Origin of the sequence: Paracoccus lutimaris, assembly GCF_003337565.1 — a bacterium.
In the GTDB taxonomy this organism is placed as follows: domain Bacteria; phylum Pseudomonadota; class Alphaproteobacteria; order Rhodobacterales; family Rhodobacteraceae; genus Paracoccus; species Paracoccus lutimaris.
Window position 1 is genome coordinate 1 of the sequence record NZ_QPJL01000012.1, and the last position, 13325, is coordinate 13325.

The following is a 13325-nucleotide window of genomic DNA, read 5'->3' on the forward strand; positions in this document are numbered from 1 at the left end:
GCTATGACAGATCCGCCAAGACCTTCCTATCCGCCGTCGCCCTCGCCGCAACAGTCATGTTCTGGCTGTGAAGATCAATGAGTCTGGAGCCTAGGGCGATCCGGCGTCTGAAACGCAGGTTCAACAATCCCCTCCCGCAAATACTTCTTGATTGTGTTGCGCGCGATGCCCGTGCGCCGCGCAATCTCTCGAATGGGCATCTTGTCTCGCAGCGCCCATGTCCTGATAACCTTCAAAAATCCCATGTCGATCACTCCATTTGCCCCCAGCTGGTTCAAGCCGGGGCAAGGTTGCACATGGGTCAATTCTCAATGACAATTTCCGCTGTTGCCGGGTCAAATCTCAGTGGCAATCAACACCGAACGACCGCAAAGGCTATTCCTTGACCGCCCCGGTCATCGACGAGACGTAGTAATCGACAAAGAACGAATAGAGGATCACCACCGGCAGCGATCCCAGCAGCGCCCCGCTCATCAGGGCGCCCCATTCATAGATGTCGCCGCGCACCAGCTCGGTCAGCACGCCCACCGGGACGGTCTTGTTTTCCGAACTGGAGATGAAGGTCAGCGCATAGATGAATTCGTTCCAGCTGAGCGTAAAGGCAAAGATCCCGGCCGAGATCAGCCCCGGCACCGCCAAAGGCAGCACCACCTTGGTCAGGATCTGCCAGCGGCTGGCCCCGTCGACCAGCGCCGATTCCTCAAGCTCGTAAGGGATCGAGCGGAAATAGCCCATCAAGAGCCAGGTGCAGAACGGGATCAGGAAGGTCGGATAGGTCAGGATCAGCGCCAGGCGCGAGTCGAAGATGCCGACCTGAAAGACGATATAGGCCAAGGGGATGAACAGGATCGAGGGCGGCACCAGATAGGCCAGAAAGATCAGAAGTCCGGTGATCCGCGCGCCCTTGAAGCGCAGCCGTTCGATCGCATAGGCCGCCAGCACCGAGGCAAACAGCGCAATCACCGTCGAGGCGACCGAGACGATGACCGTGTTCCACATCCAGCCCGGATATGAGGTTTCAAACAGCAGATAGCGCATGTGTTCCAGCGTCGGGCCGACCACCCAGAACGGGCTGTAGTTTTCGTAATCGGTCAACTGGTTGTCGGGCTTCACCGCGGTAATCGCCATCCAGTAGAACGGGAACAGCAGCACGAAGACAAAGACCGCCAGCGGCAGATAGACCACAAGGATGCGGCGCGGCAGGGTCTCGAACTGTTCCAGCGGGGCAGAGTTGTCCTCGGTCGCTTTGGCCATGATGCGCGCTCCTCAGTCCTGACCTTGTTGCCATTTGCGGCGCTGAAGGCCGAAGAAGCTGAACAGAATTGCCGCCAGCAGGAAGGGGATCATCGCGACCGCGATGGCCGCCCCCTCGCCCAGCTGGCCGCCGGGAATGGCGCGCTGGAACGACAGCGTGGCCATCAGATGCGTGGCGTTCACCGGGCCGCCCCGGGTCAGCACATAGATCAGCTGGAAATCGGTGAAGGTGAACAGGACCGAAAAGGTCATCACCACCGCGATGATCGGGGTCAGCAACGGCAGCGTCACCTTGCGAAAGCGCTGCCAGGGCGTGGCGCCGTCGATGGCCGCCGCCTCGTTCAGCGATTGCGGAATGGTCTGCAACCCGGCCAGAAGCGAGATGGCGACAAAGGGAATGCCGCGCCAGACATTGGCGGCGATCACCGACCAGCGCGCCGTCCAGGGGTCGCCAAGGAAGTTGATCGGCTGATCGATCAGCCCCATCTTCATCAGCGACCATGAGATGATCGAGAATTGCGAATCGAAGATCCACCAGAATGCCATGGCCGACAGCACCGTCGGCACCACCCATGGCAACAGGATGATGGCCCGGAAGAAGTTCTTGAAGGGCAGATGCCGGTTCAGGATCAAGGCCAGCCACAGCCCCAGCCCGAATTTCGCCACCGAGGCGATGGTGGTGTAGAACACCGTGTTGAAGACGGTCAGCCAGAAGACCGGATCGTCAAACAGCCAGAGGTAATTCTCAAGCCCGATAAAGACGCCCTCGCGCCCGATCCTTGTATCGGTAAAGCCCAGCCAGACCCCCAGCCCCAGCGGATAGGTCAGAAAGAACAGCAGGAAGATCGCGGCGGGCAGCATGAACAGAAAGCCCAGCCCGTTCTGGCTTTCCGACAGGCGCGACCACAATCCCCTGCGGGCGCGCGCCGGGGCGGCATCGCGGGCGTTTCTGGCCTGATCGGGTCCGGGCATCATGCGTCCTTTCCTTGGGCGTGTTCAGCGGGTTTTTCAGTCGACAGGCGGGGCGGCCCGAAAGCCGCCCCCCATCGGGATCAGCGGTAATAGCGCTGCAGGCGCCGCTCGGCATTGGCGATGGCTTCCTCGGGGGTGCGCTGGCCGGTCACGGCCTCGGCGAACATGTCCACAAGGACGTAATCGGCCATGGCGCCTGCCGATGCCGGCCCCAGCGGCCCGGCATAGCCATTCACCCGCAGCGATTCAGAGGCCTTTGCATAGGGCGCATGGACCGGGTTCGAGGTCCAGACCGGGTTCGCCGCAAACTCCTTGAGCGCCTGACAGCAATAGGCGCTGGCGGCCTCAAGCCATTTGTTCATGTTCTCGGACCGGTACATGAACTCGATATAGGCCTTGGCGGCGTTCGGATATTTGCAATGGCTGAAGATCGACAGAGTCGAGGTCTGGTGCAGCTCGACCGACTTGCCGACCGGGCCGATGGGCAGGTTGGTGGTGCGCAGGTCTTCGGCGATGGGCTTCATCGCCTCGTCCTTCATCGCGGCGTAATACAGCGACACGCCATTCGCGGTCAGCGAGATTTCCCCGGCCAGGAAGGCGCGGTTGTTGTTGATGTCGAGCCAGCTTTCCGTGCCCGGAATGAAGGTCGCGTAAAGCTGTTTGGCATAGTCGATGGCGGCCAGCGTCTCGGGGCTGTTGATGGTGACCTGGCCTTCGGCATTCACCGCCTCGCCGCCATGCGACCACAAGAGCCAATGCGCGTAGTTGTTGCCGTCGCCCACCGCCTTGCCATGCGGGAAGCCCGCGGGCGTGCCCTTTTCCTTCAGCGCCTGGCACAGTTTCAGGAAACCGGCGGTGTCGGTCGGGAACTCATCAAAGCCCGCCGCCTTCATGTGGCTGTCGCGATAGCAGATGGCGTTGCCGATGGCGCAAAGCGGCGTCGCGATCCATTTGCCATCCTGCGAGCCATAGGCCGCAAGCCCGTCATACCAGCCGCCATGCGCCTCGCCCAGATGGGTGCAAAGGTCGGTCACGTCGACCAGCTTGTCGGGATACTGGAAGGGGTCGTCGAACCAACTCATCACCATGTCCGGGCCCGAGCCCACATTGGCAGCGACGGCAGCCTTGGGACGCACATCCTCCCAGCTTTCCTGATCGATGGTGACCTGCACGCCGGTCGCCTCGGTAAAGGCGGCGGTGTTGGCGTTCCAGGCTTCCTCCTCGCCCTTGACGAAGGGGACCCAGCGCAGCAGGCGCAGGGAAGCCCCCTCTTCGGGCGTGAACATGGGCGCGGCCTGCGCCAGCGCGCGCCCGGCGCGGAACGGGCCGACAAGCGCGCCCGCCGCAGCCAGCGCAGCCGTGCCTTGCAGCAGTTTTCTGCGGTCGATGGTCATGGGGTTCCTCCTCGCTGAATGAAACGGGCGATCTGAGGCCGCCCGGTTTATACGCCCCGCCGCCACCCTCCCCGGCGGCGGCGGGGCGGTCGGTCAGTCCGAGACGCGCTTGCCGCTGGCCTCGTCGAAAAGATGCACGCCCGAAGGGTCGATGCCCACCGTCATCGTGCCGCCCGACGCCACATCGATGCGGTCGCGAAAGACGCCGGTGATCTCGACCCCGCCCAGCTTGCCCACGACATGGGTTTCGGCGCCGGTCGGCTCGGTCACCTCGACCACCAGCGGCACATCGCCCCCGGCGGTCATCAGCTCGGGGCGCAGGCCATAGATCAGCGCCTGACCGGGCCGGGCGCTGCCCCGCCGGGTGACCGGCAAAAGCGTGCCGTCCTTGGCGCGAAAGCCGCCCTCCTCCAGCGTGCCGGGGATCATGTTCATTGCCGGAGAGCCGATAAAGCCCGCCACGAACAGGTTGTCGGGCCGGTCATAGAGTTCCAGCGGCGCGCCGATCTGCTCGACGATGCCGTCATGCATGACCACGATCTTGTCGGCCATGGTCATGGCCTCGATCTGGTCATGGGTGACATAGACGGTAGTGGTCTTCAGGCGCTGGTGCAGGTTCTTGATCTCGCTGCGCATGGTCACGCGCAGCTTCGCATCCAGATTGGACAGCGGCTCGTCGAACAGAAATACCTGCGGATCGCGCACGATGGCGCGGCCCATGGCGACGCGCTGGCGCTGGCCGCCCGAGAGCATGCGCGGATAGCGATCCAGAAGATGCGCAAGGCCCAGAATTTCGGCTGCCGGGCGGACCTTTTCGGCAATCGCCGCACGCTTGGCCCCGGCCAGCATCAGCGAAAAGCCCATGTTCTCGGCCACGGTCAGATGCGGGTAAAGCGCATAGTTCTGGAACACCATGGCAATGTCGCGTTCCTTGGGCGCAAGGTCGTTGACCACCCGCTCGCCGATGCGAATCTGGCCCGAGGTGATGTGCTCAAGCCCCGCCAGCATCCGCAAAAGCGTCGATTTCCCGCAGCCAGAAGGACCGACCAGAACGACGAATTCCCCCTCATCTATCGCGACATCGACACCATGCAACACTTCGACCGAGCCATAGGATTTGCGCACGCCCTCGATCGTCACAGATGCCATTGCCGCCCCTCCCACAGGTATGCATTGCCGGATGCTATGCGTCAAATAGCCGTCTGGGCAAGAAGATTTTCGCGCCCCGGCAATGGCTGTACCAAGGGCAGCTTTTATTTGACAATGTATACGTTGTGGAAAAAACTGAGCCCCGGACGATATGAACATCAGGGAGAAACGCATCCATGACGGGCAAGATCACCAGAATCGCACGAGGAATCATCGACCGCCGCGCGGCGCTGACGGGCATCGCGCTGGCGGCCATTGCCGGCCTTGGCGCGCTTCCCGGCCCCTTTGCCGCAGGTCCCGCATCGGCCGAATATCCCGAGCGCCCGATCGAGATGATCGTGCCCTGGGGCGCGGGCGGCGGCACCGATGCGGTGGGCCGGATCTTTGCCCAGATCCTGCAGGAAAACCTGGGCCAGCCAGTCAATGTGGTGAACCGCACCGGCGGCTCGGGCGTGGTCGGCCACACCGCCATCGCGCGCGCCAAAGCCGACGGCTACACCATGGGTGTCATGACCATCGAGATCGACATGATGCATTGGCAGGGCCTGACCGCGCTGACCCATCAGGATTTCGACATTCTCGGCATGGTGAATGCTGATCCGGGCGGGCTGATGGTGTCCGAGGACAGTGAATGGAAGGACGCGGCAAGCCTGCGCGATGCGATCAAGGCGGCGGCGCCCGGCACCTTCAATGCCTCGGGCACCGGTCAGGGCGGCATCTGGCACCTGAACCTGCTGGGCTGGCTGATGTCCGAGGGCATCCCGGTCGAGGCCGTGACCTGGGTGCCCAGCGAGGGCTCTGTCGCGGGCCTGACCGACATGGTCGCGGGGGGCGTGAACATGGTGACCTCCTCCCTTGCCGAGGGCCGCGCCCTGATCGAGGCCGGCAAGGTCCTGCCGCTGGCCAGCATGTCGGCGGACAGGCAGGCGATGTTCCCCGATGTGCCCACCATCAAGGACGCGACCGGATCGGACTGGAGCCTGTCGGTCTGGCGCACCATCGTCGTGCCCAAGGGCCTGCCCGCGGACGTGCGCACGCGCCTGGCCGACGCGGTCAAGGCCGCCTATGACAGCCCGACCTATCAGGATTTCATGAAGGAACGCGGCTTTGGCCTGCGCTGGATGGGTCCCGACGAGGCCACCGCACAGGTCGCCGCCGATGATGCCAGCCTTGGCGCGGTGATGAAGGCCGCGGGTCTGGCCAAGTGAGCCAGCCGCATCTGAACCGGCCCCGGCGCGCCCGCGATATCGGGCTGGGCGCCGTCTCGATCCTGATCGGGGCGGCGCTGCTGCTCGGATCGCGCGGATTTGGCGCGATCCCGGGCCAGAATTACGGCGCCGACACCCTGCCCCGGCTGATCGCGCTGCTGGCCATCGGCACCGGCATCGCCATGTTGATCCAGGTGCTGCGCGCGCCCGCTGCGCCGCCCGGAGACAGCGGCCCGTCAACGGGCTGGATCCACGAGCCCCGCGCATGGGGCCGACTGGGGATCGGACTGGCGCTGGTTCTGGGCTATGCGCTCTTCTCGGAGACGACCGGTTTTGTCATCGCGGGCTTTGGCGTGGTCGCGGGGCTGGCGCTGCTGATGGGCGTCCGGGTCCTGCCCGCCATCGCCCTTGGCATCGTCTCGGCCATTGCCCTGCGCTATGCCTTTGCCGATATCCTGCTGGTGCCGCTTCCGCGCCTGTCCCTGCCCGGAACAGGGGGCTAGCATGGTACTGACCCAGGCACTCGGGCTGGTGCTGACCCCGCAGGTCATCCTGACCATGATCGCCTCGGGGGCATTCGGGCTGTTTCTGGGCGCCATGCCCGGTCTGACCGCGACCATGGCGACGGCGCTGCTGGTGCCGATCACCTTCTTCATGGAGCCGGTCCCGGCCATCGCCGCCATCGTCACCGCCGCCGCCATGGCGATCTTTGCGGGCGATCTTCCGGCGGCGCTGCTGCGCATCCCCGGCACGCCCGCCAGCGCCGCCTATACCGAGGACGCCTGGCGCATGACCCGCAGCGGCCGCGCCGCCGACGCGCTGGGGGCGCTGCTGGTTTTCTCGGCCATCGGCGGCATTCTGGGGACATTGGTGCTGATCCTTGCCTCACCCGCCCTGGCCGAGGTGGCGCTGAAATTTTCCTCGTTCGAGTATTTCTGGCTGGTGGTGATGGGGCTCAGCTGCGCCATCTTCGTCTCGCCGGGATCGGCACTGAAAAGCATGCTGTCGCTGGTCGTCGGACTGACCGCAGCGACGGTTGGTTTCGACAATCCCGCCGGCCAGCCGCGCTTCACCTTTGGCAATGTCGACATGATGGCCGGCATCCCCTTCATCTGCGCGATGATCGGGCTTTTCGCCAATGCCGAGGTGTTTCGCGCCATCATCCATCCGACCCGTCTGACCCGGGCCGAGCGCGCCGATACCAGCCGCATCTTTGCCCGCCAATGGCACAACATCCGCTGCTATCCCCGGCAGATGCTGCGCGGCAGCGCGCTTGGCACCGTGATCGGCGCCCTGCCCGGCGCTGGTGCCGATATCGCCGCCTGGATCAGCTATGCGATCTCGAAACGTTTTTCGCGCACGCCCGGGAAATTCGGCACCGGCCATGTCGAGGGTCTGATCGAGGCGGGTTCCTCGAACAATGCCGCCGTCTCGGGGGCGTGGATCCCGGCGCTGGTATTTGGCATCCCCGGCGATTCCATTACCGCCATTGTCATCGGAGTGCTGTATATCAAGGGTATGAATCCTGGACCGACGGTGTTCCTGATGCAGCCGCAGCTGATTTACGCGCTGTTCTTCGTCTTTCTGCTGGCGAACCTGATCATGCTGCCCCTGGGCTGGGCGGCGATCAAGCTGGGGGGACGGCTGCTGTCGGTGCCGCAGAACTATCTGATGCCGGTCATCATGCTGTCCTGCATCGTCGGCTCCTTCGCCATCACCAATTCACTGTTCGGCGTCTGGGTGATGCTGGCATTCGGCGTCATCGGCTTTGCCATGGAGGAATGCGACGTGCCCATCGCCCCCGCCATCCTTGGTCTGGTGCTGGGGCCGATGTTGGAAAAGAACTTCATCACCTCGATGATCAAGGCCGATGGCAATCTGCTGGCCTTTTTCGAGCGGCCGATTGCCGCAGCCCTTGGCGTCATGGCCATCGCCTTCTGGTTGCTGCCGCTGATCCGCGCAATACTGAACCGCAGAAAGGCAGGTGCAACATGAGCAAGGGCGTGACGGCGGGCGTGATCGGGCTGGGCTCGATGGGCATGGGGGCGGCGGTGTCGCTGGTCAGGGCCGGGATCACCACCCTGGGCCTGGATCTGCGCGACGAGGCCCGCACCGCCTTCGCCGAACAGGGCGGCATGCCTGCGCCTGACGCGGTGACGCTGGCGCGGCTTTCGGATGTGGTGCTGGTCTATGTCGTCAATGCCGCGCAGGCGCGCGAGGCACTGTTCGGCCCCGGCGGCGCGGTGCCCGCCGCCCGTCGCGGCACCGTCTTCATCCTGTGCGTGACCATGCCGCCCGCAGACGCCATCCAGATCTGCGACCAGTTGGTGGCGGCAGGAATGCTGGCCATCGACGCCCCGGTTTCGGGCGGCGCGGCCAAGGCCGCCGAGGGGCAGATTTCCATGATGGCATCGGGTCCCGAGGCCGCCTTCCGGAAGGCCGCCCCGGTGCTTGAGGCGATCTCGGCCACCGTCTTCCGGCTGGGCGATGCGCCCGGCGCCGGGGCGCGGATGAAGGTCATCAACCAGATGCTGGCGGGCGTCCATATCGCCGCCATGGCAGAGGCGATGGTGATGGCGGCCGCGCAGGGCATGGATCTGGCCGAGGTGCATCGCGTCATCCAGTCCTGCGCCGGCAATTCATGGATGTTCGCCAATCGCGGCGCGCATGTCGTCGCGGGCGATTACACGCCACATTCGGCGGTCGATATCTTCGTCAAGGATCTGGGCATCGTGACCGAGACCGCACAGGGCACCGGCGCACCGGCGCCGCTGTCCGAGACCGCGCTTGGCCTGTTTCGCCAAGCCTCGGCGGCCGGGCTGGGGCGGCGCGACGATGCCGCCGTGGCACTGCATCTGGCAAGGCAGGCCGGGGTGAAACTGCCCGGCGACGAATAGGGGAAACGGCAGATGATTCTGGGCTGCATCGCGGATGACTTCACCGGCGCCACCGATCTGGCGGCGCTTCTGGTCCGGGCGGGTGTGCCCGTTTCACTGCGGATCGGGCTGCCCTCGGGCCCAGCCATCCCCGGCCCCGCCGACGGGGTCGAGGTGGTGGCGCTGAAAATCCGCTCGATCCCGCCCGATCAGGCGGTGGCACAGGCGCTGGCGGCGCTGGACTGGCTGCGCGCGGGGGGCGCGCGGCATGTCTATTGGAAATACTGCTCGACCTTTGACAGCACGGCGCGGGGCAATATCGGCCCGGTCGCGCAGGCTTTGATGGCGCGGCTGCGGGCCAGACAAACGCTTTATGTCCCCTCTTTCCCGGAAAACGGCCGGCGGGTCTTCATGGGCAACATGTTCGTGGGCGACCAGCCCCTGGCCGAAAGCCCGATGAAGGATCACCCGCTGAACCCGATGCGAGACAGCGATCTGACCCGCGTTCTGGCCGCGCAACTGGGCGATGATGCCGACAAGGTCGGGCAGCTCGACTGGCCGGTGATCCGGCGCGGCGCGCGCGCGATTGCCGAGGCGATGGGCCGCTGTTCCACCCATGTGATCTGCGACGCCATCGACGACAGCGATCTTGCGCTGCTGGCGCAGGCCGCGCATCACCTGCCCCTGCTGACCGGCGGCAGCGCATTCGCCCGCCATCTGCCCGAGGCATGGCGCGCCGCCGGGCTGATCGGGCCTGCGGGCGGCAGGGACGCCCTGCCCGTCCTGCCGCACGGCCCGGCGCTGGTCCTGTCGGGCAGTTGCTCGGCCATGACCCGCAGGCAGGTGGCAGGCTATGCCGCCCATGCCCCGGCGCTGAAGCTGGACCCGTTGCGACTGGCCGCGGGGGATGATGGCGGCATGGCGGATTGGCTGGCGACGCAGCTCCGCGCGGGCGCAGTGCCGATCATCCACGGCACGGCCGAACCCGCCGAGGTCGCCGCAGCGCAGGCCGCGCTTGGCACGGAACGCGCCGGGGCGCTGGTCGAGGACACCCTTGCCCGCGCCGCCACCCTGGCCCGCGGCCTTGGCGTCGCCCGCTTCGTGGTCGCGGGAGGCGAGACCTCGGGCGCAATCACCGGCGCGCTTGGCGTGACCGCGCTGCGCGTCGGCGCCGAGATCGCGCCGGGCGTGCCCTGGTGTCTGGGAGAGGACAGCGCCGGCCCGCTGGCCTTGGCGCTGAAATCCGGCAATTTCGGCGATGAGGGCTTTTTCGACCGCGCCTTGGCGCAGGCGGGTTAGCGCAGGCTCTGCATCCAGCCCAGACTGTCGCCGGTCGGCCCAACGGGGCGATATTCCGCGCCTAGGGGCCGGTCCCAGCCCATCGCGTCGATATGGGCAAAGATGTGGCGATAATTCACCTCGCCCCGGTCGGGGGTGCCGCGATCGGGTACGCCAGCGAACTGGATATGGCCGGTGACCGGCGCCATCCGGGTCAGCAGCCGCGTCAGATCCCCCTGCATGATCTGCAGGTGATAGCAGTCAAACATCAGCCGCAGATTGTCGCGGCCAAGGCGCGCGATGATCCCGGCCGCCTGATCGGCGTCGCGCAGGAAATAGCCGGGCGCGTCATAGCGGTTCAGCGGCTCGATCAGCACGGTCGCACCCTGCCGGGCGGCCAGATCGCAGGCAAAATTCAGGTTCGCGTCAAAGGCTGCGCTGGCATCGGCCCCTTCGGCAAAACCGGCCATGACATGCACGGCTTTGCAGCCGATCCGGTCCGCGTATTCCAGCGCCTGCGCGATGGCGGCGCGGGCCTCGTCCTCGCGCCCCGGCAGGGCGGCAAGGCCGTTTTCGCCCGGCGCGCCCCGGACCGTGTTCAGGCCCAGCATGGAAAGCCCGGTTTCCGTCAGCGCGGCACCGACATCGCCGGCATCGAAGCCATAGGGCCAGTGGCATTCCACCGCATCGAACCCCGCCTGAGCCGCCGCCCGGATCGCATCCGGCAGGGCCAGATCGGCCCAGAGAAAGCCCAGATTGGCAGACAGGCGCGGCATGGTCAGTCCTCCCAGCTGATCTTGTGGACGCGGGTCAGATCGGCGATCTGGGCCGCGTCCAGCATCCGCGCCGGCAGGCCCCGCAGCATCAGTGCAAGGCGCGCGGTCGCCTCGAGTTCCTCGACGGCATTGCAGGCGGCCTCGGGGGTCAGGCCCGCGACGACCGGGCCGTGATTGGCCAGCATCACCGCCGCGCGCTTGCCCCCCAGCCCGCGCACCGCATCCCCCATCGCCGCGTCGCCGGGCCGGAAATAGGGCAGCAAGGTCACCTTGCCCAATTGCATGATCGCATAGGGCGTCAGCGGCGGCAGCCAGTTCTGCGCATCGTCCGCGGGCAGCATGGACAACGCCACCGAATGGCAGGAATGCAGATGCACCACCGCTCCGGTGCCGTCGCGGGTGTCATAAAATGCCCGGTGCAGCGCCATTTCCTTGGTTGGCGGATCGCCCCCGATCTGGCGCCCCGCCGCATCGAAGCGCGCCAGCCGCGCCGGGTCCAGCCGGCCAAAGCTGGTCCCGGTGGGCGAGACCAGCAGCCCGCCATCCGCGCAGCGGGCCGAGATATTCCCGGTCGAGCCATGGGTCAGCCCGCGCTGGAACAACGAGGCCGCCAGTTCGCACAGGGTTTCGCGCAGGCGGGCCTCGGCGCTCATGGCTCAGGCTTTTCCGACCTTCTGGGTCTGCTCGCCCAAGCCCTCGATACCCAGCCGCATGACCTCGCCGCCGCGCAGGAAGACCGGAGGCTTTTGCCCCATGCCGACGCCGGGGGGCGTGCCGGTGGTGATGACATCGCCCGGCAAAAGCGTCATGAAGGTAGAGCAATAGGCGACCAGTTCCGCCACGCCAAAGACCATGGTCGCGGTCGAGCCGTTCTGATAGCGCTTGCCGTCCACCTCAAGCCACATCGCCAGATTGCCGGGGTCAGCGATCTCATCGGCGGTCACCATCCAGGGGCCGATGGGGCCAAAGGTGTCAAAGCCCTTGCCCTTGTCCCAGGTCGCGGTGCGCTCAAGCTGCCATTCGCGTTCGCTGACATCGTTGACGACGCAATAGCCCGCGACATGTTTCAGCGCATCGGCCTTGCTGACGCCGGCTGCGGGGGCGCCGATGACCACGCCCAGCTCGACCTCCCAGTCGGTCTTGACCGAGTTTTTCGGGATCAGCACCTCGTCATCGGGACCGACGATACAGCTCGTCCATTTGTTGAAGACGACCGGCTCCGAGGGCACGGCCATGCCGGATTCGGCGGCGTGATCGGCATAGTTCAGCCCGATGGCGATGAACTTGCGCACATTGCCGACGCAGGCGCCAAGGCGCAGCCCGGCTTGCGGCTTCCCCTCGACCAGCGGCAGGTCGGCGGGGTTCAGCGCGGCAAGGCGCGCCAACCCCGCAGGCGTCAGCACGTCGCCCGCAATATCGGCCACATGCGCCGACAGATCGCGCACCCGGCCCTGATCGTCCAGCAGCCCCGGCTTTTCCGCGCCCGCAGGCCCATAACGCAGCAGTTTCATCCCGTCCCCCTGTTCATGAATACCGATGTAGCCTAGTCCAGCCGCAACGGGCATGCAATCTGGCATACCAAATTCTGGTACATTCCTCACCTCGGTGTTAACCTGACGGCAAGGGAATGAAAATGAGGGAATATCATGCGATTGCAGGGCAAGCGGATACTCGTCACGGCGGCGGGTCAAGGGATCGGGCGCGCCTCGGCGCTGGCCTGCGCGGCCGAGGGGGCCGAGGTGATCGCCACCGACCGCGATCCCGCGCTGCTGGCCGATCTGGCCGCGCCGGGCCTGCGCAGCATGGTGCTGGACGTGACCGACCGCGCCATGATCGCGCGCGCCGCCGCCGAGGCCGGGGCGCTGGACGGGCTTTTCAACTGCGCGGGCGTGGTGGTGAACGGCTCGTTGCAGGACTGCACCGAACAGGACTGGGATTTCAGCTTTCGCCTGAATGTGGACGCGATGTTCCACATGACCCGCGCGCTGATGCCGGGCCTGCTTGAGGCCGCAGAAAAGAACGGCGCGGCCAGTATCGTCAACATGGCCTCGATGTGTTCCAGCATCAAAGGCTTCGTCAACCGCTGCGCTTACGGCTCAAGCAAGGCCGCCGTGATCGGGCTGACGAAATCCATCGCCGCCGATTACGTCAAGCAGGGGCTGCGCTGCAATGCGCTGTGCCCGGGCACGGTCGATACGCCCAGCCTGCGCGGCCGCATCGCCAGCGCCGCCGACCCGGTGCAGGCGGAAAAGGACTTCATCGCCCGCCAGCCCATGGGACGCCTTGCCACGGTCGAGGACATGGCGCCGATGGTGGTCTATCTGCTGTCCGACGAAAGCCGCTTTGTCACTGGGCAGGCGGTTCTGGTCGATGGCGGCGTGACGATCTGATCCCGCCCCAGAACCAGCCGGTGAACCC

The 13325-nt window shown here is 65.8% G+C and carries 13 protein-coding genes and 1 pseudogene; 6 read left to right on the top strand and 8 right to left on the bottom strand.

The genetic code is table 11. The features are described from left to right. Positions 1 to 92: 92 nt before the first annotated feature. The 5 genes and pseudogenes from DFP89_RS11900 to DFP89_RS11920 all read right to left on the bottom strand — a co-directional run. Positions 93 to 245: pseudogene (locus tag DFP89_RS11900) on the bottom strand (helix-turn-helix domain-containing protein); the annotation flags it as partial. Between the two features lie 130 nt (positions 246 to 375). Then, positions 376 to 1254 carry a carbohydrate ABC transporter permease gene (locus tag DFP89_RS11905; RefSeq protein ID WP_114349616.1) on the bottom strand — a complete coding sequence of 293 codons (879 nt, stop codon included), beginning with the start codon at positions 1252 to 1254 and terminating at the stop codon, positions 376 to 378. A 12-nt stretch (positions 1255 to 1266) separates the two neighbouring features. Beyond that, positions 1267 to 2229, bottom strand: a complete 963-nt coding sequence (locus tag DFP89_RS11910; RefSeq protein WP_220269834.1) for a carbohydrate ABC transporter permease — start codon at positions 2227 to 2229, stop codon at positions 1267 to 1269. Between the two features lie 77 nt (positions 2230 to 2306). Next, entirely contained in the window at positions 2307 to 3620 is a 1314-nt protein-coding gene (locus tag DFP89_RS11915) for an ABC transporter substrate-binding protein (RefSeq protein WP_114349617.1), read from the bottom strand. Between the two features lie 93 nt (positions 3621 to 3713). Further along, positions 3714 to 4769 carry an ABC transporter ATP-binding protein gene (locus DFP89_RS11920; protein ID WP_114349618.1) on the bottom strand — a complete coding sequence of 352 codons (1056 nt, stop codon included), beginning with the start codon at positions 4767 to 4769 and terminating at the stop codon, positions 3714 to 3716. Positions 4770 to 4945: 176 nt separating this feature from the next. Between DFP89_RS11920 and DFP89_RS11925 the strand changes: the two genes are divergently transcribed. From DFP89_RS11925 to otnK, 5 genes are read left to right on the top strand one after another with little or no spacing between them, the layout of a single operon-like run. Then, positions 4946 to 5977: a tripartite tricarboxylate transporter substrate binding protein gene (locus tag DFP89_RS11925; protein ID WP_114349619.1), complete on the top strand. Its 1032-nt coding sequence runs from the start codon at positions 4946 to 4948 to the stop codon at positions 5975 to 5977. Further along, positions 5974 to 6480 (top strand): tripartite tricarboxylate transporter TctB family protein, encoded by a 507-nt coding sequence (locus DFP89_RS11930; RefSeq protein ID WP_114349620.1) that lies wholly within the window; start codon positions 5974 to 5976, stop codon positions 6478 to 6480. Before DFP89_RS11925 ends, DFP89_RS11930 begins: the two co-directional genes overlap by 4 nt. A gap of 1 nt (position 6481) precedes the next feature. Next, positions 6482 to 7972 (top strand): tripartite tricarboxylate transporter permease, encoded by a 1491-nt coding sequence (locus tag DFP89_RS11935; RefSeq protein WP_114349621.1) that lies wholly within the window; start codon positions 6482 to 6484, stop codon positions 7970 to 7972. Further along, a complete protein-coding gene (ltnD, locus tag DFP89_RS11940) occupies positions 7969 to 8874 on the top strand; it encodes an L-threonate dehydrogenase (protein ID WP_114349622.1) in 906 nt (301 codons plus the stop codon). Before DFP89_RS11935 ends, ltnD begins: the two co-directional genes overlap by 4 nt. Before the next feature lie 12 nt (positions 8875 to 8886). Next, the gene (otnK, locus tag DFP89_RS11945; RefSeq protein ID WP_114349623.1) at positions 8887 to 10152 is read left to right on the top strand and encodes a 3-oxo-tetronate kinase; all 1266 of its coding nucleotides are present in this window, start codon (positions 8887 to 8889) and stop codon (positions 10150 to 10152) included. On the opposite strand, the gene DFP89_RS11950 is transcribed toward otnK, so the two are convergent. From DFP89_RS11950 to DFP89_RS11960, 3 genes are read right to left on the bottom strand one after another with little or no spacing between them, the layout of a single operon-like run. Beyond that, positions 10149 to 10907, bottom strand: coding sequence for a hydroxypyruvate isomerase family protein (locus tag DFP89_RS11950; RefSeq protein WP_114349624.1), 759 nt, complete (start codon positions 10905 to 10907; stop codon positions 10149 to 10151). The two genes, otnK and DFP89_RS11950, sit on opposite strands and share 4 nt — an antisense overlap. Positions 10908 to 10909: 2 nt before the next feature. Beyond that, on the bottom strand, positions 10910 to 11560 hold the full coding sequence (gene otnC, locus DFP89_RS11955; protein ID WP_114349625.1) for a 3-oxo-tetronate 4-phosphate decarboxylase: 651 nt from the start codon (positions 11558 to 11560) through the stop codon (positions 10910 to 10912). Between the two features lie 3 nt (positions 11561 to 11563). After that, positions 11564 to 12418 (bottom strand): ureidoglycolate lyase, encoded by an 855-nt coding sequence (locus tag DFP89_RS11960; RefSeq protein WP_114349626.1) that lies wholly within the window; start codon positions 12416 to 12418, stop codon positions 11564 to 11566. A 135-nt stretch (positions 12419 to 12553) separates the two neighbouring features. Between DFP89_RS11960 and DFP89_RS11965 the strand changes: the two genes are divergently transcribed. After that, complete coding sequence (locus DFP89_RS11965; protein WP_114349627.1) at positions 12554 to 13297, top strand: SDR family oxidoreductase; 744 nt, start codon at positions 12554 to 12556, stop codon at positions 13295 to 13297. The last annotated feature ends 28 nt before the right edge of the window (positions 13298 to 13325 follow it).